Origin of the sequence: Nostoc sp. DedQUE09, assembly GCF_034530915.1 — a bacterium.
Taxonomy (GTDB): Bacteria; Cyanobacteriota; Cyanobacteriia; order Cyanobacteriales; family Nostocaceae; genus Nostoc.
Genome location: NZ_JAVRCE010000003.1, coordinates 108,340 through 130,558, shown reverse-complemented (window position 1 = coordinate 130,558; position 22,219 = coordinate 108,340). Strand labels below are relative to the sequence as shown.

The 22,219-nt window shown below is 42.8% G+C and carries 21 protein-coding genes; 10 read left to right on the top strand and 11 right to left on the bottom strand.

The window, feature by feature from the left end; genetic code table 11:
- Nucleotides 1-69: 69 nt before the first annotated feature.
- Entirely contained in the window at nucleotides 70-720 is a 651-nt protein-coding gene (gene upp / locus RMY27_RS02980; RefSeq protein ID WP_322660278.1) for a uracil phosphoribosyltransferase, read from the bottom strand.
- Nucleotides 721-1,111: 391 nt separating this feature from the next.
- On the opposite strand from upp, the gene crtH reads away from it, so the two are divergent.
- Nucleotides 1,112-2,602 (top strand): carotenoid isomerase, encoded by a 1,491-nt coding sequence (gene crtH, locus RMY27_RS02975; protein ID WP_322660276.1) that lies wholly within the window; start codon nucleotides 1,112-1,114, stop codon nucleotides 2,600-2,602.
- A gap of 21 nt (nucleotides 2,603-2,623) precedes the next feature.
- Here the strand turns inward: crtH and RMY27_RS02970 are convergent, their stop codons facing one another.
- Nucleotides 2,624-3,196 carry a carboxymuconolactone decarboxylase family protein gene (locus tag RMY27_RS02970; protein ID WP_322660275.1) on the bottom strand — a complete coding sequence of 191 codons (573 nt, stop codon included), beginning with the start codon at nucleotides 3,194-3,196 and terminating at the stop codon, nucleotides 2,624-2,626.
- A 101-nt stretch (nucleotides 3,197-3,297) separates the two neighbouring features.
- Between RMY27_RS02970 and RMY27_RS02965 the strand changes: the two genes are divergently transcribed.
- Nucleotides 3,298-3,873 carry a TetR/AcrR family transcriptional regulator gene (locus RMY27_RS02965; protein ID WP_322660273.1) on the top strand — a complete coding sequence of 192 codons (576 nt, stop codon included), beginning with the start codon at nucleotides 3,298-3,300 and terminating at the stop codon, nucleotides 3,871-3,873.
- Between the two features lie 114 nt (nucleotides 3,874-3,987).
- On the opposite strand, the gene purT is transcribed toward RMY27_RS02965, so the two are convergent.
- The 4 genes from purT to RMY27_RS02945 form a co-directional block, all read right to left on the bottom strand.
- Nucleotides 3,988-5,151, bottom strand: a complete 1,164-nt coding sequence (purT, locus tag RMY27_RS02960) for a formate-dependent phosphoribosylglycinamide formyltransferase (RefSeq protein ID WP_322660271.1) — start codon at nucleotides 5,149-5,151, stop codon at nucleotides 3,988-3,990.
- Nucleotides 5,152-5,216: 65 nt separating this feature from the next.
- Nucleotides 5,217-5,699, bottom strand: coding sequence for a pentapeptide repeat-containing protein (locus tag RMY27_RS02955; RefSeq protein WP_322660269.1), 483 nt, complete (start codon nucleotides 5,697-5,699; stop codon nucleotides 5,217-5,219).
- Between the two features lie 203 nt (nucleotides 5,700-5,902).
- Complete coding sequence (locus RMY27_RS02950) at nucleotides 5,903-7,660, bottom strand: ABC transporter permease subunit (protein WP_322660267.1); 1,758 nt, start codon at nucleotides 7,658-7,660, stop codon at nucleotides 5,903-5,905.
- Between the two features lie 45 nt (nucleotides 7,661-7,705).
- Entirely contained in the window at nucleotides 7,706-8,656 is a 951-nt protein-coding gene (locus RMY27_RS02945; protein ID WP_322660264.1) for an ABC transporter ATP-binding protein, read from the bottom strand.
- 231 nt (nucleotides 8,657-8,887) lie between these two features.
- On the opposite strand from RMY27_RS02945, the gene RMY27_RS02940 reads away from it, so the two are divergent.
- Nucleotides 8,888-9,070 carry a hypothetical protein gene (locus tag RMY27_RS02940; protein ID WP_322660262.1) on the top strand — a complete coding sequence of 61 codons (183 nt, stop codon included), beginning with the start codon at nucleotides 8,888-8,890 and terminating at the stop codon, nucleotides 9,068-9,070.
- A 138-nt stretch (nucleotides 9,071-9,208) separates the two neighbouring features.
- Here the strand turns inward: RMY27_RS02940 and RMY27_RS02935 are convergent, their stop codons facing one another.
- The gene (locus tag RMY27_RS02935) at nucleotides 9,209-10,489 is read right to left on the bottom strand and encodes a HAMP domain-containing sensor histidine kinase (protein WP_322660260.1); all 1,281 of its coding nucleotides are present in this window, start codon (nucleotides 10,487-10,489) and stop codon (nucleotides 9,209-9,211) included.
- Between the two features lie 81 nt (nucleotides 10,490-10,570).
- Nucleotides 10,571-11,251 (bottom strand): two-component system response regulator RppA, encoded by a 681-nt coding sequence (gene rppA / locus RMY27_RS02930; protein WP_322660258.1) that lies wholly within the window; start codon nucleotides 11,249-11,251, stop codon nucleotides 10,571-10,573.
- 140 nt (nucleotides 11,252-11,391) lie between these two features.
- Between rppA and RMY27_RS02925 the strand changes: the two genes are divergently transcribed.
- Nucleotides 11,392-11,778: a hypothetical protein gene (locus tag RMY27_RS02925; RefSeq protein ID WP_322660256.1), complete on the top strand. Its 387-nt coding sequence runs from the start codon at nucleotides 11,392-11,394 to the stop codon at nucleotides 11,776-11,778.
- A 44-nt stretch (nucleotides 11,779-11,822) separates the two neighbouring features.
- On the opposite strand, the gene RMY27_RS02920 is transcribed toward RMY27_RS02925, so the two are convergent.
- Nucleotides 11,823-12,308 carry an SRPBCC domain-containing protein gene (locus RMY27_RS02920; protein WP_322660254.1) on the bottom strand — a complete coding sequence of 162 codons (486 nt, stop codon included), beginning with the start codon at nucleotides 12,306-12,308 and terminating at the stop codon, nucleotides 11,823-11,825.
- Between the two features lie 167 nt (nucleotides 12,309-12,475).
- On the bottom strand, nucleotides 12,476-12,658 hold the full coding sequence (locus RMY27_RS02915) for a universal stress protein (protein WP_322660252.1): 183 nt from the start codon (nucleotides 12,656-12,658) through the stop codon (nucleotides 12,476-12,478).
- 290 nt (nucleotides 12,659-12,948) lie between these two features.
- On the opposite strand from RMY27_RS02915, the gene RMY27_RS02910 reads away from it, so the two are divergent.
- From RMY27_RS02910 to accD, 6 genes are all read left to right on the top strand, one after another.
- On the top strand, nucleotides 12,949-13,506 hold the full coding sequence (locus RMY27_RS02910; protein ID WP_322660250.1) for a hypothetical protein: 558 nt from the start codon (nucleotides 12,949-12,951) through the stop codon (nucleotides 13,504-13,506).
- Nucleotides 13,507-13,600: 94 nt separating this feature from the next.
- Nucleotides 13,601-16,348 (top strand): HAD-IC family P-type ATPase, encoded by a 2,748-nt coding sequence (locus tag RMY27_RS02905; protein ID WP_322660248.1) that lies wholly within the window; start codon nucleotides 13,601-13,603, stop codon nucleotides 16,346-16,348.
- A 141-nt stretch (nucleotides 16,349-16,489) separates the two neighbouring features.
- Nucleotides 16,490-17,575, top strand: a complete 1,086-nt coding sequence (gene leuB, locus RMY27_RS02900) for a 3-isopropylmalate dehydrogenase (RefSeq protein ID WP_322660246.1) — start codon at nucleotides 16,490-16,492, stop codon at nucleotides 17,573-17,575.
- Between the two features lie 93 nt (nucleotides 17,576-17,668).
- On the top strand, nucleotides 17,669-17,929 hold the full coding sequence (locus RMY27_RS02895; protein ID WP_094347451.1) for a hypothetical protein: 261 nt from the start codon (nucleotides 17,669-17,671) through the stop codon (nucleotides 17,927-17,929).
- 168 nt (nucleotides 17,930-18,097) lie between these two features.
- Complete coding sequence (locus RMY27_RS02890) at nucleotides 18,098-18,925, top strand: prepilin peptidase (protein ID WP_322660244.1); 828 nt, start codon at nucleotides 18,098-18,100, stop codon at nucleotides 18,923-18,925.
- Nucleotides 18,926-19,606: 681 nt separating this feature from the next.
- Complete coding sequence (gene accD / locus RMY27_RS02885) at nucleotides 19,607-20,557, top strand: acetyl-CoA carboxylase, carboxyltransferase subunit beta (protein ID WP_322660242.1); 951 nt, start codon at nucleotides 19,607-19,609, stop codon at nucleotides 20,555-20,557.
- A gap of 126 nt (nucleotides 20,558-20,683) precedes the next feature.
- Here accD and RMY27_RS02880 read toward each other — a convergent pair whose 3' ends face one another.
- Nucleotides 20,684-22,105: an MFS transporter gene (locus RMY27_RS02880; protein ID WP_322660240.1), complete on the bottom strand. Its 1,422-nt coding sequence runs from the start codon at nucleotides 22,103-22,105 to the stop codon at nucleotides 20,684-20,686.
- Between the last annotated feature and the right edge of the window lie 114 nt (nucleotides 22,106-22,219).

The following is a 22,219-nucleotide window of genomic DNA, read 5'->3' as shown; positions in this document are numbered from 1 at the left end:
ACCGCCTTCAACAAACCTTGCAACTTTTACAGTAGTTATGCTATTTACCTGCCCTAGCTGCATACTAGCTTAAGTCCCAAAGATGCGATCGCCTGCATCTCCTAATCCCGGTACAATATACCCCTTGCTGTCCAGCTTTTCGTCAATAGTAGCCGTGTAAATTATTAAACCTGGATAAGCTTCACTCAATTTTTGCAAAGCTGGTGGAGCCGCTACTACACAAACAATCCGTGTCAGGGCTGGGTCAGCACCCCGTTGTGTCAATTCTGCCATTGCCGTCATAATTGACCCTCCGGTTGCCAACATTGGATCGGTAACTAACACTCGTGTTTGAGGGTCAAATTTTTCTGGTAACTTGTTCAGATAACAATGAGGTTGCAGTGTTTCTTCGTCTCGTGCCAAACCAAGGTGATAAATCGATGCTAAAGGCAGTAAAGTCTGCGCTCCCTCTAGTAATCCTAGCCCAGCCCGCAGAATCGGCACTACTGCTATAGGTACTTGCGGATCGATCACCGTTGCTGGACAGGTATCTAAGGGACTCTGTACTGCTGTTTCTTGAGTCGGCAACCAGTCTCGTGCAGCTTCATAAGTCAGCCATCTTCCCAACTCAGTCATGGCACTGCGGAACAATACTGAAGGCGTGCCTGCATCACGGGCAACTGCTAGCCAGTGCTTGATCAGGGGATGAGGTGGAACATAAACGCGCAATTGTAGCGTCATAGCCAGAAATAGGCGCCTTTTTATTGTATAAGAACTGAAACACCATAATACTCTTTCCTGCATCCGGCTGACAGCTTAAAATTAGCAATCTCAATTTTATTGATAAAAATTTTCATTAGTAGTTGACATTAATTCTCAATCAAGGCTATATTCATATACAGTGTTCTCCTCTCTTTTAAGGATCGGCAGACGGGATTAGTCAGCAGTAGCAGGCTCGTCCCTCTTTTTTTTTGATTAGTCATGGTCTTTTGTCATTAGTCATTAGTCATTAGTCATTAGTTAAATTAAATATTGATTAACTCTAGACAAAGGACAAATACTTCTCTACGGGACGCTACGCGTAGCTTGTTTCCCCGGAAGGGGTAAGCTCAGTACAAAGGACAAATGACAAATGACAAATGACGTAATCGTGATTGGGTCTGGGATTGGAGGATTAGTAACAGCGACCCAGTTGGCGGCGAAGGGAGCGAAAGTGCTGGTACTGGAACGTTATTTGATTCCAGGTGGTAGCGCTGGTCGTTTTGAACGCCAAGGCTATCGGTTCGATGTTGGCGCATCGATGATTTTTGGGCTGGGACAAAACGGCACTACTAACTTACTCACCCGTGCATTATCCGCTGTAAATGTCAGCCAAGAAGCGATCGCAGATCCGGTGCAGATTCACTATCATCTACCCCAAGGTTTAAACCTCAAGGTTGACCGGGTTTATGAAAAATTTTTGCAAAATCTTACTGCTCATTTTCCCCATGAAGAACAGGGGATTCGTCGCTTTTATGACGAATGCCAAAAAGTATTCAAGTGTCTCAACAGCATGGATTTGTTGTCGCTGGAAGAACCTCGGTATTTACTGCGGGTATTTTTCCAACATCCTTTAGCGTGTCTCGGTTTAGTTAAGTATCTGCCCCAAAATGCGGGAGATTTTGCAAGACGCTACATCAAAGACCCGCAATTATTGAAATTTATCGATATGGAATGTTATTGCTGGTCGGTTGTGACCGCTGACATGACACCAATGATTAATGCTGGGATGGTCTTTTCTGACAGGCATTATGGCGGAGTGAACTATCCCAAAGGCGGAGTGGGACAAATTGCCCAAAAACTGGTGGAAGGCCTAGAGAAGGCTGGAGGTAAAATTCAGTACCAAGCTAGAGTCACGAAAATTCTCACAGAACAGGGAAAAGCGGTAGGTGTGCAACTGGCAAATGGTAAAGTATATCGAGGTAAACGCATAGTTTCAAATGCTACACGCTGGGATACATTTGAACAATTACTACCAGCAGAAGAAATGCCATATAATGAGAAAAAATGGCAACAAAATTATCAAAAATCTCCCAGCTTCTTGAGTTTGCATATAGGGGTAAAAGAGTCAGTTTTACCTGCGGGGACAGAGTGTCACCATATTTTGCTAGAAGATTGGGAAAATATGACAGCAATGGAAGGCACAGTTTTTGTATCGATTCCCACATTGCTCGATCGAGATTTAGCACCAAATGGATATCACATCATTCATGCCTTTACACCTCACTGGATTGATGATTGGCAAGACCTTTCTCCAAGCGAGTACGAAGCTAAAAAAGAAGAGGCAGCTTGGCGAATTATTGACCGCCTAGAGAAGATTTTTCCCGGTTTAGATGCCGGATTGGATTATTTAGAAGTGGGGACACCCCGCAGCCATCGCCGCTTTTTGGGTCGTGAAGATGGCACTTATGGGCCAATTCCCCGGCGCAAGTTGCGGGGGTTATTAAGTATGCCCTTTAATCGCACAGCTATTCCAGGACTTTATTGTGTGGGGGATAGTACCTTTCCGGGTCAAGGTTTGAATGCAGTCGCTTTTTCTGGGTTTGCTTGCGCCCATCGGATTGCCGTAGATTTAGGATTGTGAAGTAAACCCTTTAGAGTTCCGTCAAATGCTATTGACGCTCTCGATTCCAGGCTTTGACCAAATGTATGGCTGAAATGGTTTATCAAGAGGCGTTTTAGCAATGTGGTTTGTGTAGTTGTGCATCACTTTAATTGCTATGCCCAGAATGACTTCTAGTATTTGTTGCTTATCATAACCAACTACTAAAAATTCCTGAATTTCAGCATCTTCAACCCAACCTCGTGCTTGAATCATTCGTTGCGTAAAACGGCGTAGTGCTTGCAATTTTGGCTCTTTGAGTGGTGTATTCTCACGTAGCGCTTGAATATCTTCACTCTTCATACCCATCATCTTTGCCAAGCCAGAGTGGGCTGCCATGCAGTAGTGACACTCGTGTTCATAATTTACAGTCAAATAAATGATTTGCTGTTCAATTGGGCTGAAACTTGTCGTAGCAAACAAATCCCATAGTGCCATCGAACCTTTGAGCAATGCAGGTGCTTGGGCGAAAACTCCCTCTAAATTTGGAATAAACCCAAACGTTTGTTGTGCGTGGACTAATGCTGCTTTAGAGTCTTCAGGCGCGGTATCAATCGTGTAAATGGTAAATTCCATTGGTTGTTGCCTCAAATGTACAAAAAAAGTAGACAAACTTGTCTACTAAAAGTTGGTGCTATTGTATTTCAAAGGAGACAAGCTTGTCTACTCGTTTAACTATGACTACTGAATCAAGTCACGCTCGGCAACAAATCCTGGAAACGGCTTCTGAACTTTTCTACCAGAAGGGCATTCAGCATGTCGGTATTAATGAAGTCATTGCAGCCTCAGGTGTTGCTAAACGGACGCTTTACCGTTGGTTTCCTTCCAAAGACTTATTAATCGAGGAAGTGATGAGATATCGCGCTATCCAGTGGTTGTGCTGGTTTGAGGATGCAGTTTCAGAGCGAGGCATTACACCTAAAGAACGTTTATTAGGAACGTTTGATGTGTTGCGTGAGTGGTACTCAAGTCCCAATTTTCGGGGTTGTCCGTTCATCAATGCTGTTTTGGAAATTGCCGATGCATCTCATAAAGCACATCAGGTTTCGATAGGCCTACGTGAGTCAATTCGACAAATTATTGTGCGCTTGGCGGTTGAGGCTGGCGTTAAAAATCCAGAATTCTTTTCGCAACAGTACCTTCTGCTGATTGGAGGAGCCAGCTTAATGGCAACAATCGAACAGTCACCGGACGGAGCAACATTTGCTCAAAGTGCGCTCTCGGTTCTGATTGATGCCAACATAGGAAATTGACATGGACACATGGTCAATTACACAAAAGAAATTAGGTAGACTTCGTTTATATAGCCGCGACTTCTAGCTGTTCGGTGTTCTGGTACAAGATGTAAGTCAGCTTAGTTAACAGAGCTAGATGATTTTAATTTTCCTTGCAGCTTTTGTAGCTTTTTCCCTAGCCTCTTGGACATTAATACCTTTCGCTAAAGCTACGCCCATTCGCCGATATGGATGAGCATTAGGTTTACCAAATAATCTAATATCTACATCTTTTTCTGACAAAGCATCGGCTACACCACTAAAAGCAATCAAATCAGAGTTTTCTGAAGCTAAAATTACTGCACTTGCTGAGGCTCCTAGCTGTTCTATATGAGGAATTGGCAAGCCTAAAATAGCTCGCAGATGAAGTTCAAATTCATTTAAATTTTGTGAGATTAATGTCACCATTCCTGTATCGTGAGGTCTGGGAGAAAGCTCTGAAAAAATCACTTCATCTTTGGTAATGAAAAATTCAACGCCAAAAATTCCGGCTCCTCCTAAAGCATCTGTGACTTTGATAGCTATTTCTTGAGCTTTTAATATTTTATCTTCAGAAATTTCTGCGGGTTGCCACGATTCTTGATAATCGCCTCTTTCTTGGCGATGACCAATAGGAGAACAGAAAATAGTGGGTGCATTCCACTGTTTAATTGTCAGTAAAGTTATTTCAATTTCAAAGTTAATAAATTCTTCTACGATGACCTTTTGACTGTCGCCTCTAGAATTAGCGATCGCATAATTCCAAGCCTTCTCAACCTCAGTCTTATCCTGCACTACAGATTGACCTTTCCCTGATGATGACATCACAGGTTTAACAACATTGGGAAAGCCAATCTTATCCGAAACTGCAATCAATTCTTCTAGAGTTGTTGCATAGCCATATTTAGCTGTTCTGATCCCCAATTCTTCATGTGCCAGTTCCCGAATTCGATCGCGGTTCATTGTATAGTTAGTAGCAGCCGCAGTCGGTATAACTGTAATCCCTCGCTGCTCAAATTCGATCAGTTTTTCTGTTCTGATTGCTTCAATTTCTGGTATAATAATATCTGGTTGATATTTGGTCACTACAGCTTCTAAATCATCAGCACTGAGCATAGAAATAACTTCATAAGCATCAGCAACCTGCATTGCCGGAGCATTGCTGTAGCGGTCAACGGCAATCACATAATTACCAAGACGTTGAGCTGCGATCGCAAATTCCTTACCTAGTTCTCCTGAACCCAGCAGCATCAATTTTTGAGGCAATTTAATACTCATTAGCTTATCCAGATCAATCTTAATCCAATAATCTTATAATTTTTTGTGTTTTAATTATCGCCTTCTCAAGGGTTAAATCTAGCTCCACGCAGTTGTAAATCTTGCCGTTGTAGCGCAGTTAAACCAGTACCAACGCCAAAGTTACACTTATCTACTAGAGCCTCTAACCAAACAGTATCATTCAAAGTTGCACCTCGTAAATCTGCATTTCTCAAATCGGCTTTCATCAAATTTGCAAATAAAAGGTCTGCATTGATTAAACTACTACCTTGCAGATTTGCTCCAGACAAATTTCCTCGGATAAAGTTTACTCCATCTAAAGTTAAATCAGATAAATCTGCTCCTATTAAATTCGGAAATTTTAGCTGACTTGGATATTTAAAAAACCGCATTATACAGATGATGTTTGCTTCATTTAGTCGCATTTTTGTTAAAAACTCATAACGAGCTATGCCGAGTTGCTTAAGAACTTGTAGACGCTGTGGGGGACTTTGTTCTAAAAACTGGATGGCTGTATGGCGTAAGTCTTGAGTTGGTAGATTTAGCATTATTGTTAAATTATCATGATACTTATGCTAATAAAAAATTTAACCTTAACGCAAGAACCCCAACTTCCTCAAGAAGTCGGGGTTCTAATGGATAACTATTTACCTAGTACAGCGCGGCGGAAATAAACAACCCATTCCAAATCAACAAAACGCCTACGCTTTATTGATTTTGACTTTTGACTCTTGACTTTTGCCTTGCGGTACTAGCGTCCTGCTAATAGTGCTTTCGTAGCAGATTCGCCTGCTAATCTCACCTGCTTTGTCAACTGGAAATTCAACAACGCTAAAACACTCAACTGAGCGAGGAATGCCATTAAAACTGTTGTCGCTTCAGAGTATTGTATCGCTGCCCAAGGAAAAGTTGAAAACAGCCATACAGTAGGATAGTCCCACGACGATATGCCAAGAAATCCTAGAATCATTGGTGGTAAGAATGATACCACGCCTATAGTACCTATTGCCCAGAAAGAACGTTTGGGAGTTTTCAGCAAAAGTATTAATTGGGCAATTGTAGCGTAAATCATGATTATGCTGACAGACAAAGCTACAGTTAAAAGTACTTTAAACCCGCCAATATTACTATTTAACCAATTGTCTGTATATAAAACAGATGTAATTAAAATCCAGACTAGCAAAGGGATAATAACAATTGCCAGATTAATAGCGATCGCCACAAGTGCAGGGCTTTTTTCAGCCCAAATTAGATCCTGCCAAACACTCTTGCGGCTAGAAACTTCTTGATGTCGATATCTTGCCCAATCTTGTACATCTTGACGATGAGGGGAAAGAATAGCAATCAAACTGAAAATTAACCCCAAGTTGTATATTGCCAGTAAAATTAGATTTGGCTCAAACTGTCCGTAAAAGCTGGAATTCTTTTGCCAAAATTGTAAGCTAAATCCCCAGATCATCACCTGGCAAAAAGCTACTAATAAATAACTTTGTCCCTTGCTGATGATTGAAGCTTGAGGATTACGAAAGCAACGTTTTAGAGCTTGTAAGATTCCATAACTACACAATCCCAAGTTTAACAAGTGGAAACTAACAACACTAACAACATTTTTTCCTAATGGTAAAAAGAAAAACTCCAAGTTTTTCATGGGAGAATCATTGGATACACGTAACAAGTTAGGAAACAGATAATTTACTGTATCCCAAGGAGCGAAAATTCTTAACCAAGCAGTTGAATTATTTATACCGTTGTTATAAGACGATGCCATCAATAGCGTTGTGAGCAAGAAAAGCAAAACTGCGCCACTACCTAACCAAGGCTGAAAACCGCTAAACCAGCGACTAACTAAGCCAAATAGTAGTGCAGCACTGTAGAAGAAAATACAGCTAGCAACAAGAATTGCGTAGTAAGTAAAAATGTAACTAAAGGCAATTTTGGCAGAACTTCCAGCTAACAAATGTAAAGGAACTGCTGCTAAGATAACAAGATAAATTAAACTCGGAACTCCTAGTAACTTGCCAGTCAAGATACTTGTTTCTGATTGAGGGCTGAGACGAATGAAATTCAGTGTACCGCGAGTTTCTTCTTTAGCTAAATCGTTAATCAGCAAATAAGTTCCCGCAACTAAGAGGGTAAATACAAAAATTACACTCAAAGAGAGGAATATATATTCCCAGTGATCTCGCCACCATAACTGCCAATCAATTTCGTTTTGCGGACAAAAATTCTTTGATAAAAAATAATTGAAATCATCAATTTGAGATTGATTTGATTGCTGGTAAAGCTGGTTTTGCTTCAGTTCATATACTTTATGCAAACGACAGTATGGAGCAGTTAGCGAGTATTCATCATTAGGAAACTCGCGTAACTGATATAAAAAAACTACCAGTTGTAGAAGTAGAGATGTAGCAACTGCGATCGCTACATTAAAAATTTTTAGGCGTCCTTTGAGTTCCCGTAATAGTTGCGGATTCCAATCGCCGATTTTGTCTATTAAATTGAGCATCATAGGAAAAAATTTCTCCAAAAATGGGGAGTGATATTTATTGACGCATTAAGATGCTTGTTTGTGACCTAATTTTAAGAAAATAGTTTCTAAGTCTTCTTGGGTGCAATGAAAATCAGTCACAGGAATGCCTGCTTTAATGAGCGATCGCAACAACTCAGCACTATCTTCATCTTTGCCCGAAAAATTCACCCGCACGCTGTTTTTTCCTGATATCACCTCCCACTCTTCTACTAAATGATGATGTTTTAATTCCCTTAATAGTGCTTCTAGGTTCCCCAGAGTTGATATCACAATTTGCTGGTGGGCAAGACGTTGATAAAGTTGCTGTAAAGAGGTACTTTCTACCAAAAAGCCAAGTTCCATAATTCCCACAGAAGTACACAGTTCAGCTAAATCACTGAGAACGTGGGAAGAAATGATTACAGTCATCCCAGCTTCTTGCAAAGCCTTGATGATTTCCCGAAAGTGCATCCTAGCGATAGGGTCAAGCCCAGAAACAGGTTCATCCAGTAGTAGTAAAATCGGTTCGTGGATAATGGTTCGCGCTAAACTTAAGCGCTGTTTCATTCCCCGCGACAGTGTAGAAATGCGACTATTGCGTTTATTACCAAGTTGGATTAGTTCTAAAACTTCATGTAAGCGTTGAGTGCGGCGTGGTTCTCGTAAACGATAGAGACGCGCAAAATAATCTAGGTAATCCCAGACTGTCAAATCCTCATACAGTGGGTAGTCATCGGGTAAGTAGCCAAGACGACGCTTAAGTTTAGGATTACTCTTGTCACGGAGTAGGCGATCGCCATTAATATAAATCTCACCCGTAGTTGGTTCCTCAGCAGTTGCCAACATTCGGATGAGAGTTGTTTTACCCGCGCCATTCGGCCCAATTAGTCCATATACTTCCCCCGCCTGTATTTCTAAATCAACATCATTGACAGCAACGTGACGGTCAAATTGCTTAGTTAGTCCACGGGTGCAAATTGCTAATTCTTTTACCATCGCGGCTAGGGTGCGGCTTGTGATTAACAGTTAAGCTAACCTTTTTCTACAACTTTTGTCAGGCTTGTTTCGGAAATTGAAACTGGCTTTATATAAAGCTGCTTTTAGTCATAGGCATTATTTAACCTATCTTCACTAAAGTTTTAAACCATCCCAATTATTAAGTTTTGCGACGGGGAATACTAAAGCTAGAAATCTCTAGACCTTCTCAGTTAATTAGGTAAAAGCTGTATGGATTTTGAATCGATTATGAATATGCCTGCCATTGCTTATGCTATTGAAGATGGTAGGCAATGGGAACTATCTTTTGCCAACAATTTTTATTGGGTAGGTAATAGAGATAATATTGCAAAAATGATGAATGCTTGCGGACATGCAGTGATTGCTTTTATCAAGGCTTGGAACAGGTTATAAATTAGCAAAATATGTAAAGCCTAGTTAGAGGTGAATAAACCTCCTTAACCCGAACTGAGGTTATTTAGTAAAATTCTCAGATTCAAACTTGACTGTTTAGCCTAGTAGTCCACCAAAGAATCATCTCTTAAAGGTGATTTAGGAATGGCTCATCAGCGGTAACTTTATCTGGAAAGTTGAGCCTTTACCCTCATTGCTCATCACATAAATATGACCACCGTGAGCCTGGACAATTTGTTGAGCGATCGCTAATCCCAACCCAAATCCGCCGCTTTCTCTGGCACGTTCTGTATCAACTCGGTAGAAGCGATCGAAAATGTAAGGTAAATCTGCTTCTGGAATTCCAATTCCAGTATCGATGACCTGAATTACTGCCCGATCTGGGTGAGGTTCTAAGCGTAACCAGACAGTTCCACCAGATGGAGTGTAATTACAGGCGTTATTGAGCAAGTTTTCAATAGCTAACCGCAATAAATCGGGGTCAGCCCACAACTTAATGGGTTGTTCTGGTAAATGGCTGATCAACTTGATCGAGGCTTTTGCAGCAACAGTATTGTAATAAATAGCTAAATTCTCTAGCAAGCTATTAATATTAACCTTTTTGAGAGATTCGGGAGTTAATTTTCCCTGATGCCGAGCCAACAGCAGTAGGTTATTGACTAAGGTACTCATCGACTTGGCGCTATCGATGATATTCTCCACAGAGGGATGGATTTGAGGATGGTCTGCTGCCATTAGTAACCCAACTTGGGCATTGGTCAAAATAGCAGAAAGGGGCGATCGCAACTCATGAGAAGCATCTGATGTAAAGCGTTGTAGTTGATTATAGGCTTGCTGAACGGGTTGCATAGCTATGCCGCCAAGTACCCAACCTGTAAGTCCAATTAACCCCAGTGCTACAGGCACAGCAAGGGTCAACATTAGCTGAAATTCTCTGAGATCGTTTTGAGTTTCTGTCAGCGGGATAGCAACTTGCAGATAACCGATGACCGAATTTCCTCCTTGAACAGGTAGGGTGACTTGACGAAGCCAAAGCGTCTCACCTGTAAACTGGTCAACGGATTTAATCGTGAGAAACTCAGATGCTATTCCCAACTTTTCTGGAGGTGGAGTACCAAAAAACCGCTTGAGTTTACCATACGGGTCATACCAGCGAACATACACCAGTTCAATATCAGCAGGGTGAGAACCACTACCTAATAGCGGTATATTGCTCAGATCGACTTGTTTTTGTCCTTGAAACAGCCGATATTGCGAACTGGCTGCCATTAGCTCTGCTCTTTTATAAAGCAGTTGATCTAATGCTTTGAGCTTGTCTTTTACCTCAAGATTGTAAATGACTCCAGCAAAGAGAATCAGAATGCACCCCATTGAAAGGGTAAACCAACGAGCTAAATTACGACGACTGCGGTTAAACACAACTTATGCTAATTCGTAATTACAAGACTTTTCAAGTAATTGAACCACACAACTTTAGTCTCGTCTCAGCCATATCAAGTTTCAAGATGGTTCTGGAGGGTTGAGGCGATAGCCCATACCGTAAACAGTTTCAATCCAATCGGCTGCTGCTAATGTTTGCAAACGTTGGCGAAGTTTACGAACTAGAACGGTGATTGAATTGCTTTCTGGTTCACTACCCCACTCCCATACAGCTTGCTCAATCTGGTTACGAGTCAGGACTTGCTTAGGATGACGCATGAAGTACTCTAGCAACTGAAATTCTTGGTTGGAAAGGGATACGATCGCTCCTTGTCGCTCCAAAATTAGTCTATCGAGATGAAGTTCGAGGTCTGCCAAGCAGAGGGTGTCTCCTTGCCAAAGAGGCGATCGCCTTCTCAATGCCCGCACCCGTGCCATGAACTCCACGATATCAATCGGTTTGACGAGGTAATCATCAGCTCCGGCATCTAATCCTATGACTTTATCGGGTGTGGTATCTTTTGCCGTGATCATTAATACGGGAGCTGTTTTTCCCGCCGCCCGATACTGTTGACACAAACTTACTCCACTAATCCGAGGTAACATCCAATCCAAAATCAGCAGATCGTATTCTTTTTCAGCCAAAAGCCATTGAGCAGTTTCACCATCCTTGACACCATCGACGCTGTGTCCCGCCTGAGAGAGAACCATTTGCAGTGGCATTAATTGCTTTGGATCGTCCTCTACCAGTAAGATTTTCATCACCTTTATACACTTGTGCTTGTTTAGAATAATCTATTGAAGCAATCTCAACGTCTTTCATCAGTAAGATTTCAGAGGATTGTCTACCCCATTACGATATACATGAAGTGTGACCTAGCAAAATCAGAAGCAGGTGTAGTGTGTGGCGTATTAGTAAACGTTGGCTGCAAGGGCTGGGATTAGAGTTTTGGTTGCCTCTACCACTGGTAGCGATCGTGTTTTGGCTTGGCTGTAGTTTCATTGCTGCTCAAGAGTTAAGGCGACCCTACTCCACCGAGAAAAAACTTCAGTCAGATACTCAGCTTGAAGCACGGGTATCAGTCAATGTGTTGCTCATTAACGCCGCCGTCAACCGAACTAAAAGAATTACCCAGGTAGAAGTAGAAACAGCAGACCCCATCCTGAAGCGATTGGAATTAGAACTTCCAACGATAGAATTCAGTCAAATAGAAGCGACAATTGCCCAAGAACTAGGTCTACCCCGTGAAGATGTTAGAAAGTTAGTGCGCTATGAGATTGTGGAATAACATCGATCCGATTTTAGGCTATTACTATAGTTGAAAAAAGCTGATTATATAAACTTTCTGACCTCCTGATTTTTATTTTCAATGTGTTCTGCCTTGGTTTTCAATGTTTGGTTCATAGCTTCAAACCCTTGGCGAACGTCGATATTTAATCGACGAGCCAGCAAAGGTACTAGTAAACCCTGGAAAGATTCTTGCTGAATGAAGCGAACGCGTAGGTGTAGCCCGTTGTAGACATCGCTTACTAACGGTTCAATGATAAAGCTATGTTCAACGTCAAATAATCCTGGTATCAAAAAGTGCCATAACCAGCGCAGTTTGCGATTAGGTTCTACCGTAATCACGGTAGGTCGAAAAATCACAATATCTCTACCCGGAGGCTGAAAGTGAACGGTTAGCTGTGCCCCTTCACTCAGCAAACCACTAATTTGACGAATAAACAGATTCCAATGTGGAAAACTCACAAAATCAGTGAGTAAGCTCCAGACTTGCTCATCGGATGCCTGAATTTCAATTTCAGTGTAGATTTTCATGGGTATGAGTTGATAGGAAAACCAGAATTAAAACGGTTATTCCTGCTAAAAACAACCCCATGTATTCTAGTCCTAGTAATCGACTAACCCAAAAATTACGGGTGAAGGTAGGTAGATAAAGCAGGGGGAGAAAAGAACTTGATTTTCCTACCATAAAATATTTGTGCCTATCGTGTTTCTATTTCCAGGTCTACTAAGTTCATAGTGAGTTGACTAGAAGCTGCTAGCTCAATGCTGTGACCAATCATTAACTGAGCAGCATCTTTTTGGGCTAAATCTAGGGCTTTTGCAAACACTGTTGCAGTAGCAGGTGAATCATCGACCGCCACCAAAATCTTCTTAAAGCTCATATCTAGCTCTAATAATCAATTACTTCATTGACTTGTATTGTCTTTTAGCTTGAGGGACAAATGTGATTTAAAAGTGAAATTAGGTAGATAAACGATTTATTCACTTTTCGTTCACATTCATCAGCAATCCTAAAAAAGAAGCGGATAAACGAAACTAACTCAACTGAGGTTTAAAACGAATACCTAAACTAATACGGTTACTACTCACACTAGAAAACTATAGTTTTTTCCTATTTGGAGATTAATAAAGCTTCGTTTTAAACTTACTGATTTTTATAGGAGATTTTGTTATGAATTTTAGTCCAGTTAAAAATGCAATCGGTATCATTTCTACCCATCAGGCTGTAACACAGGTGCTTGATGAACTCAGAGCTATTGACTTTCCCATGCAGAAAATTTCTGTGTTCACTTTAGACTCTGAAGACGAAAAGTTGCACGAGGATGCTAATGCGGGTAAACATCCCATAACTCCGATCGAAGGTGCTAAAGCAGGTGCAATTACAGGAGGAACAGCCGGGGGCTTGCTGGCACTGACAGCCGGACTTGGGGTATTAGTTATTCCCGGTGTTGGGCCGGCATTAGCGGTTGAATCTGTGGTGAGTACACTGCTAGCGGGTGGAGCGAGTGCGATTTTTGGCAGTGTTTATGGCGCATTTCAAGGTTGGTTTGCTCCCGAAAGGCAAGCTAGGCTCTGTGAGCCAGCTACCTGCCAAGAAAAATTTTTGGTGAAGGTAGAAGGAACAGCAGATGAAATCTGGCAAGCAGAATCGATTCTCCGTTATTGGGGTGTGCAAGAGTGGCATGTTTATGAACTTAGCAAAAGATTCTCGTTAGCAACACAAATTTGAAAAAAGGTAGAGATTCAAACAGAGAAATCGATATTAAATCTGATGAGTCTTAATTACGAATTAGTTTAAAGGTTACTTCAATTTGGAGACTGAGATGACAGCAAATACGATCGCTACAAATACTTTTGCTCAGACAACAGAAGATTTACTCAACTATGAATGGCATACTCTGGGCGAACAAAAGGTTGTGCAAACCTTAGCCAGCCATCCTGAAGCGGGTTTGAGCCATGAAGAAGCTACCACCCGACACCAGCAGATGGGTGCAAATCAACTGACTGCTAAAAGTGGAAAAAGTCCTTGGCTACGATTTTTAGAGCAATTTAATCAACCACTACTATATATTTTGCTGACGGCGGGACTGGTGACACTGCTGCTCAAAGATTGGATAGATGCGGGAGTAATTTTTGGTGTCACCCTGATTAATGTCATCATTGGCTACATTCAAGAATCAAAAGCAGAAGGCGCGATCGCTGCTTTATCCAAAGCTGTCACTACCGAAGCAACTTTGATTCGCGATGGCCAAAAAACCCGTCTGGCTTCGACTGAACTTGTTCTTGGTGATTTAGTATTGCTGGCATCTGGGGATAAAGTACCCGCCGATCTGCGGTTATTAAGTGTACGTGGGTTGCAAGTTGACGAGTCTGCCTTAACAGGCGAATCCGTTCCGGTTGAGAAAGCAACGGCATCACTGCCTATCGAAACACCATTAGCCGAACGCAGCAATATGGTGTATGCCGGAAGTTTCGTCAGTTTTGGACAGGCAGAAGGGATTGTAGTAGCGATCGCAGATGCCACAGAAACCGGTCGCATTTCGCAGTTAATTGAAAGCAGCACAAATCTTAAAACACCACTAACACGAAATATTGACAAATTTAGCAAAAGCTTGTTGTATGTCATTTTAGGTTTAGCTGCCCTGACATTTGCAGTCGGATTAGGACAAGGCGAATCTTGGATTGATGTTTTCAAAGCGAGTGTGGCTTTGGTAGTCAGCGCGATTCCCGAAGGATTACCTGCGATCGTTACCGTCACTTTGGCGATCGGAGTTTCCCGGATGGCACGACGTAAGGCGATTATTCGCAAGCTACCTGCTGTGGAAACATTGGGAAGTACCACTGTTATTTGCTCTGACAAAACTGGGACGTTAACTGAGAATCAGATGACGGTTCAAAAGATTTATGCGGGTGGACAACATTACACCGTTAGCGGTATTGGTTATGCCCCAGATGGTGAAATCCTAATGGATCAACAGCCTGTTGATTTCAATGCAGATGGACATATTGCTCTTTGGGAATCCCTGGAAGCAGGATTGCTCTGCAATGATTCTCATATCGAATGGGGAGATGGACAATGGGACTTAGTAGGAACCCCAACCGAGGGAGCATTGATTACGGCTGCCAATAAAGCGGGATTGACGCAAGCCAATCTAGAGCAATTACCCAGAATAGACACCATTCCCTTTGAGTCTCAATTCCAATACATGGCGACTTTGCATGAATTGGATGCAAAGCGATCGCTCAATATCATTTATCTCAAAGGTTCTGTAGAAGCAATTCTCCAACGATGCGATCGCATGTTCGATGCTCAAGGACAACTCGCTCGTCTCAATCCTGCCGCAGTGGAAGAGGAAGTTGCTGCTATGGCAAACCAAGGGTTACGAGTGCTAGCTTTTGCCAGCAAAGAAGTTGCCACTAAGCGATCCTTGGATCGTAATGATATCGATCGAGGACTGGTGTTTCTAGGACTTCAAGGCATTATCGATCCGCCTCGTGAGGAAGCGATCGCCGCAGTCAAAGCTTGTCAATCTGCGGGGATTCAGGTGAAGATGATCACTGGGGATCATGCGCTAACAGCAGCTGCGATCGCCCGTCAAATGGGAATTTGCTCGACTGAAGAACAGGTGTTCACCGGACAGCAATTAGCTCAGATGGATGAAAAAGAATTCGCCCAAGCGGCCGAGGAAGGTATGGTTTTTGCGCGAGTTGCCCCAGAACAAAAATTGCATCTGGTGAAAGCGTTGCAGTCTCAGGGTGAAATTGTTGCCATGACTGGAGATGGCGTCAACGATGCTCCCGCTCTCAAACAGGCAGATATTGGTGTAGCAATGGGCATAGCCGGGGCAGAGGTTGCCAAAGAATCGGCGGATATGCTTCTAACTGACGATAACTTCGCCTCAATAGAAGCGGCTGTAGAGGAAGGGCGTGGTGTTTACCGCAACTTACGAAAAGCGATCGCCTTCTTGCTGCCGATTAACGTTGGCGAATCCATGACAATTTTGATTGCCATTCTCCTGGCAACTGTGCTTCCCATCTTACCAATCCAAATTCTTTGGTTGAACATGGTTAGTTCAGTAGGGTTGATTGTTCCCCTCGCTTTTGAGCCAAAATCTGGACAGGTGATGGAGCAACCACCACGCAACCCTAGAGAAAAGCTTTTATCAGGTAGTTTACTTAAGCGCATATTAGCGATTTCTGTTTTCAATTGGGTGGTAATTTTCGGGGTGTTTCAATGGATACTTCAAACTACAGGCAATGAAGCCTTAGCTCGCACGATGGCGATTAATGGATTGGTGGCAGCAGAAGTCTTTTACCTGTTAAGCATTACCCAGTTTTTACCATCTCTAGTCGTGAGAATCCAAGGTAAACGCACACCTGTAGCCTATGCACCTGCGATCGGAATTGTGGTTGTGGTGATTTTACAATGTCTGTTCAGTCAGTGGAGTATGATGAATCAAGTGTTTGACACCACACCTTTAACATTTATCCAAGCTCTTATTTGTATGGGTGTAGGTTTGCCAGTAGTGTTCATAGCTCTCATCTTGCAGCGTTTCGATCCACTTAACTAGGGATATAAGACTTTTTTAGTAGTTTCATCCAATGCCAGATGATTACGTTAGAGCTACACCCAAATAAATTAAAAACTCCATCAGTACATTTTGCTAGGTATGATATTTGATCTGAAAGCATTTACCTAGTAATAACCAGCTATGACCGAGAACTACCGCATTACTCTACTCCCCGGCGATGGCATTGGCCCTGAAATTATGGCAGTGGCGGTAGATGTGCTGAAAGTCGTAGGGAAGCAATTTGATCTGAAGTTTGAATTCCAAGAAGCCCTGATCGGTGGTGCAGCAATTGACGCTACAGGGGAACCTCTGCCCTCTCTCACTCTAGATACTTGCCGTAACAGTGATGCTGTATTACTCGCAGCCATTGGTGGTTATAAGTGGGATTCCCTACCATCCAATTTACGCCCAGAAGCAGGTTTGTTGGGATTACGTGCAGGTTTAGGATTATTTGCCAATTTGCGCCCAGCGAAAATTTTGCCCCAGCTAATCGATGCCTCGACTTTGAAGCGCGAAATTGTCGAAGGCGTGGATATTATGGTGGTGCGCGAACTCACTGGTGGGATTTACTTCGGTAAACCTAAAGGGATTTTTGCCACAGAAACTGGTGAAAAACGCGGTGTAAATACAATGGTTTACACCGAATCGGAAATTGAACGCATTGGACGAGTGGCGTTTGAAGCGGCAAAAAAACGCGGTGGAAAACTTTGCTCGGTGGATAAGGCAAACGTATTAGAAGTATCTCAGTTGTGGCGCGATCGCATCACCCAACTTTCTGCCGAATATCCAGATATCGAACTCTCTCATTTATATGTAGATAATGCAGCTATGCAGTTAGTACGCGCTCCCAAACAGTTCGACACTATTGTTACAGGCAATTTGTTTGGCGATATTCTCTCTGATGCTGCTGCCATGCTCACAGGTAGTATTGGGATGTTACCCTCAGCTAGTTTGGGTGCTTCTGGGCCTGGTGTGTTTGAACCAGTTCATGGTTCCGCCCCAGATATTGCCGGACTTGATAAGGCAAATCCTCTCGCACAGGTTTTGAGTGCGGCGATGATGTTACGCTACGGTTTAGACCAACCAGAAGCAGCAGATCGTATTGAGCAAGCCGTATTGCAAGTTTTAGAACAAGGCGATCGCACAGGCGATATAATTTCTCCAGGAAAAAATCTCCTTGGTTGCCGCGCTATGGGAGACTCACTCATCAAAGCGATCGAACAATAATAATTTTGTATAGCAACTTGGGCAATTTGGCAACCTTTGCTATAAGTTTCGGGTAGACTAAAGGGAAATCTAGCAATCAAATAACAGTCGATAGTGTACGCATTACGACAAGGTCAAGTAAATTTTACCGCCCCAAAGAACCAATCGCCTTTGATTGATCCCTCTGTAATTAGAGCTGCTGGGCAGATATACTATACTCACTGTGAAGTTCACCCCGAAATAGCTGGGCAACCTTCCGGTGTAGCAATTAATCGTGTGACTCATCGAGGTAAGGTTATTTTTACTAACCAACCAGTTCTTTTACCTCAAGAGTGTTTTGTGCCCTTAAGTCAAATTGAATCACATATGTATTAGTCATTAGTCATTAGTCATTAGTCACTTGTACTGAGCGTAGTCGTACCCATCCGGGGAAGCAAGCTACGCGTAGCGTCTCCCAGAGAAGTATTGGTCATTAGTTATTGACAAAGCACAAATGACAAAGCACAAATGACACAGGACAAATGACAAAGGACAAATGACTGTATGGACATTTTGTTCGCCATCCCGGCGAGTGTAATGGTCTTTGCTTTGGGTGCATCTATTGGCAGTTTTCTCAACGTTATTGTTTATCGGCTACCTGCTGGGTTGTCAATTCTTTGGCCGCCTTCTCGTTGTCCTAAATGCTTAAACCAGCTAAAAGCTTACGACAATGTACCAGTGTTCGGCTGGATTTCCTTAAGAGGGCGGTGTCGATATTGCAAAAGCAAAATTTCTGTCCGTTATCCCGTGGTAGAAGGGGTAACGGGCATAATTTTTTTACTAATTTTTTTGGTATTTCAAGTTTCGACTTTAACAATAGGCTATTGGGCTTTTTGCAGTTGGTTATTAGCGCTATCACTCATCGACTTAGATACAATGACCCTACCCAATCCACTTATTAAGTCGGGTTTAGTGGTGGGAATTTTGTTTCAAATGGTAGTTGGTTTTCTACCAGAGGGTAGTTTTGTGGCACTAGTAAATCACCTTATGATCGCTATAGTTGGCGCAGTATTAGGCTTATGGCTGTTTGAGGCGATCGCCCTATTGAGTTCAATTGCCTTTAGGAAAACTGCAATGGGTACAGGTGATCCCAAGTTAGCAGCCATGATGGGAGCTTGGTTAGGCTGGAAATATTTGCTCTTAGCTAGTTTTATTGCCTGTGCGTTGGGAGCATTAATTGGTATCGGTATTTTGATTATGCAGCGATCGCGACAAAAATTAGGACAAAAAATACCTTTCGGGCCTTTTCTGGCTTTAGGATCTGTGATTACGCTGTTTAGCGGCGAAGCCATTTTGTCTAGCTACCTGCGGTTATTTTTTCCAGCCTCTTGAATTGAAGTATCAAGCAGGGAGTGGGGAGCAGGGGAGCAGAGGAGCAGAGGAGCAGGCGTGCAGGGGTGCAGGGGTGCAGGGGAGCAGGGAGATGAGGGGACAAGGAGATAAACAAAACTCCTAACTCTTAACTCCTAACTCCTAACTCAGCACTCAGCACTCAGCACTCAGCACTCAGCACTCAGCACTCAGCACTCAGCACTCCCAATGCCCTTTCATAAGAAATATTTATAATTCGTGACTGTAACCAACATTACCCCATCTGCCCTTCACATTTTGATAATATTCAGCTTGTGACTTGTATTACCCTCTTAACGACGATTAACCGTTGGCAAGTACAACTAGTGCAACAGATGCTGATTGTTCAGAACCCAGCAATACAAATAATTGATTAGGGTGGGAGGGGGAGAGCATCTTATTTGGAGGTTGGTATTCTCATGGTTTTGTCACTACGTCCATATAATTAAGTCTGCTGAAAAAAAGAGCAAGAGACTTGTATTGGTATAAGTATTTTCGTTAAGCTGGCAACCAAAGACGAAAATTAAGGTCTGAATTGCTTAAAAACGTAGTTTAACGATGTATTCATCAGTCATTAGTAAAGACAAATGACTTATGACTAAGCACAACCCAATACGGTTTGACATGTTTTCGACCTCATACCCACTTAAAATAAAATAAAAAATGGCTAACAACGAAGAATCACGTGGTTTAAAGTCTCTATTTGATTGGTTTGCAAATCGGCGGAAGTCAGGATCTACCAGCCTCGAACGCCAAGAACGTGAAATTGCTGATGGTTTGTGGCATAAATGTTCCAAGTGCAGCGTGTTGGCATACACAAAAGACCTGAAAGCAAATCAGATGGTTTGTGCCGAATGTGGTCATCACAATCGGGTAGACAGTGATGAGCGCATCCGTCAATTGATAGATAATAATACCTGGAAACCGCTAGACGAGCATTTGCGTCCAACCGATCCGTTGGAATTTCGCGATCGCAAACCTTACAGCGATCGCTTGCGGGAAACACAAGATAAAATTGGCTTGATAGACGCAGTTAAAACTGGTTTAGGTCAAATCAATGGTTTGCCTATTGCCCTTGGAGTTATGGACTTCCGCTTCATGGGTGGCAGTATGGGTTCGGTCGTGGGAGAAAGACTCACCCGGATGATTGAGCAAGCCACTCAACGACGCTATCCTGTAGTTATCGTCTGTACCTCTGGTGGCGCGAGAATGCAAGAAGGTATGCTCTCTTTGATGCAGATGGCAAAAATATCCGCAGCCTTGCAGCGCCATAAAGACGCCCGACTATTATATATTCCAGTTTTGACCAATCCGACAACGGGCGGCGTTACCGCTAGTTTTGCAATGTTGGGCGATATAATTTTGGCAGAACCCAAAGCAACCATTGGTTTTGCCGGTCGGCGAGTGATTGAGCAAACCCTGCGGGAAAAACTACCTGAAAATTTCCAGACTGCTGAAGATTTGCTCCAGCATGGTTTTGTTGATGATATCGTACCCCGTACCCAATTAAAGAACACCTTAGCCCAGCTGATTGCCCTACACCAGCCTGTATTAACAACACCTCACATGGTTTTGTGGGAAACAATGTCCTTAACTTCTAGCGCAGCAGAATAAAGTATGGGGTATGGGGCACAGGAGGCAGAGGGGAAAAACTTACTGCAACTTCTCCCCGGTCACTGAGCGTAGTCGAAGTGCAAGCTCTCTCGTACAGAAGTGCTGCTCCCCTGCTCCCCTGCTCCTTCACCCTCTCCCCGGCTCTTGAAGAAACATGAGTGGAACAAGGGCTACTAGTCGGAATAGACCAGAGAGGGCAAACAAGCCTAGTAAGCCTCCAGACTGAGTAAATTGCACAAGAAAGCTGCCTATAGTTGTGCCCAAAGCACCACTTGCTCCAGCAACGGCAGCTGCGATCGCAAAATAGATAGACTGATTTTTAATTGGTGCAATGCCCAATTGGATATTGTTGCTGCATAAGTCAATCGCTGCCCAAGTCCCTCCAGTCAAGATGTGTAACAGTGGCAACCACAACCAGATGTCAAGGTAGCTAACACCAATCCCCAGCCAAAGCAGTGGTGTGGCTGCAACCAAAATTCCAACACAGATGAGGATGGGACGATTGCCTATCTTGTCTGCTAATTTTCCCCACAAGATGAGCATCAGCAAAGTCGCTCCCGCCTGAAGACTGTTGTAGATAGTCACGTAGCTCACATCCAAATTCAAGGTGTCGAGCATATAGAGGTTAAAAAAAGGACTGCTGAGGTTAACAGCAAGCGCCCAAAAGCTGAAATACAGCAGAAATCTCAAAAAGTTAGAGTTTTTCCAGATGCTGTCAGTTAACTGGTCTTGTGGCGGATGAATTGATTGAGATACTTCAGAAGATTCATCTTTTGCAACCTGTGCCTGAATCTCAGTTGTTTGTGATGAGTTGCCATAATAAGTATTTTGCAATTGCGGATTCATATCCACCTGGAAATACTGGCATCCTAATCCCACAATTCCAAAGACAATGCTTATCAGTAGAACTACTCCATAGCCTTGTATAGTTCCCCCATACCAATGTGATACAACTAGACCGGCCATTGGTACGCAAATCAAATTAGTTAGACTACCAGCACTATTGCGTGCCCCAAAATACCTGCCTCGTAATCGTCGGGGAACTATTATTGCCACCCAACTGAGCCACGATGCGCTTCCTAGTCCTCCCAAAAGATTGCTGAATAGAACAATCAAGAGTGTCAATATGACTAACTGGTGAGCATCAATCACTCCCAAGCTGGCGCTGACAATACCAATTACTAAAATCAGCCATATCAGGCGACCAATTCCGTGTGTCCGAAGCAAATATTGAAAGCGGCTGGTGCTGCGTTCCGACAAGTAAGCACCCAACGGCTGAATGAGATTGACCAACATGGGAATAGAAGACAGCATCCCAAATACCACTGGACTAGCATCCAATTCCACCAATAAATTGCTGAGTAAAATCCCGCCAGTTCCAAGAGAGTAAACCGATGCTAAGACACAATCCGCAGTGGAAGCTTTTAAACTGGTGCGAATAGCATCCTTGGAAATTCGAGAGTTTGAAGAGATTGCTGTTGGTGGTGAGGCAATCTGGGTAAATTCCAGAGTCAGTGGCGCAGTTGTTTCAATCTGAACAGAATCCATCAACATAAATTATGGGTGAAGTATCCTCAGATAAATCAGGTTGGAAAGAGACTCAATGCTTGAATTAGCATTGCTGATAACTGTTCGTTATTTTAGCTTGCAATTTTCAGCCAA

Coding starts and splice junctions, on each gene's coding strand:
- RMY27_RS02910 (WP_322660250.1), top strand. CDS start 12,949: ATGAATTTTAGTCCAGTTAAAAATGCAATCGGTATCATTTCTACCCAT.
- RMY27_RS02965 (WP_322660273.1), top strand. CDS start 3,298: ATGACTACTGAATCAAGTCACGCTCGGCAACAAATCCTGGAAACGGCT.
- RMY27_RS02915 (WP_322660252.1), bottom strand. CDS start 12,658: ATGAGCTTTAAGAAGATTTTGGTGGCGGTCGATGATTCACCTGCTACT.
- purT (WP_322660271.1), bottom strand. CDS start 5,151: ATGAGTATTAAATTGCCTCAAAAATTGATGCTGCTGGGTTCAGGAGAA.
- RMY27_RS02970 (WP_322660275.1), bottom strand. CDS start 3,196: ATGGAATTTACCATTTACACGATTGATACCGCGCCTGAAGACTCTAAA.
- RMY27_RS02880 (WP_322660240.1), bottom strand. CDS start 22,105: ATGGATTCTGTTCAGATTGAAACAACTGCGCCACTGACTCTGGAATTT.
- RMY27_RS02955 (WP_322660269.1), bottom strand. CDS start 5,699: ATGCTAAATCTACCAACTCAAGACTTACGCCATACAGCCATCCAGTTT.
- rppA (WP_322660258.1), bottom strand. CDS start 11,251: ATGAAAATCTTACTGGTAGAGGACGATCCAAAGCAATTAATGCCACTG.
- RMY27_RS02945 (WP_322660264.1), bottom strand. CDS start 8,656: ATGGTAAAAGAATTAGCAATTTGCACCCGTGGACTAACTAAGCAATTT.
- RMY27_RS02920 (WP_322660254.1), bottom strand. CDS start 12,308: ATGAAAATCTACACTGAAATTGAAATTCAGGCATCCGATGAGCAAGTC.
- crtH (WP_322660276.1), top strand. CDS start 1,112: ATGACAAATGACGTAATCGTGATTGGGTCTGGGATTGGAGGATTAGTA.
- RMY27_RS02940 (WP_322660262.1), top strand. CDS start 8,888: ATGGATTTTGAATCGATTATGAATATGCCTGCCATTGCTTATGCTATT.
- leuB (WP_322660246.1), top strand. CDS start 16,490: ATGACCGAGAACTACCGCATTACTCTACTCCCCGGCGATGGCATTGGC.
- RMY27_RS02950 (WP_322660267.1), bottom strand. CDS start 7,660: ATGATGCTCAATTTAATAGACAAAATCGGCGATTGGAATCCGCAACTA.
- RMY27_RS02905 (WP_322660248.1), top strand. CDS start 13,601: ATGACAGCAAATACGATCGCTACAAATACTTTTGCTCAGACAACAGAA.
- upp (WP_322660278.1), bottom strand. CDS start 720: ATGACGCTACAATTGCGCGTTTATGTTCCACCTCATCCCCTGATCAAG.
- accD (WP_322660242.1), top strand. CDS start 19,607: ATGGCTAACAACGAAGAATCACGTGGTTTAAAGTCTCTATTTGATTGG.
- RMY27_RS02890 (WP_322660244.1), top strand. CDS start 18,098: ATGGACATTTTGTTCGCCATCCCGGCGAGTGTAATGGTCTTTGCTTTG.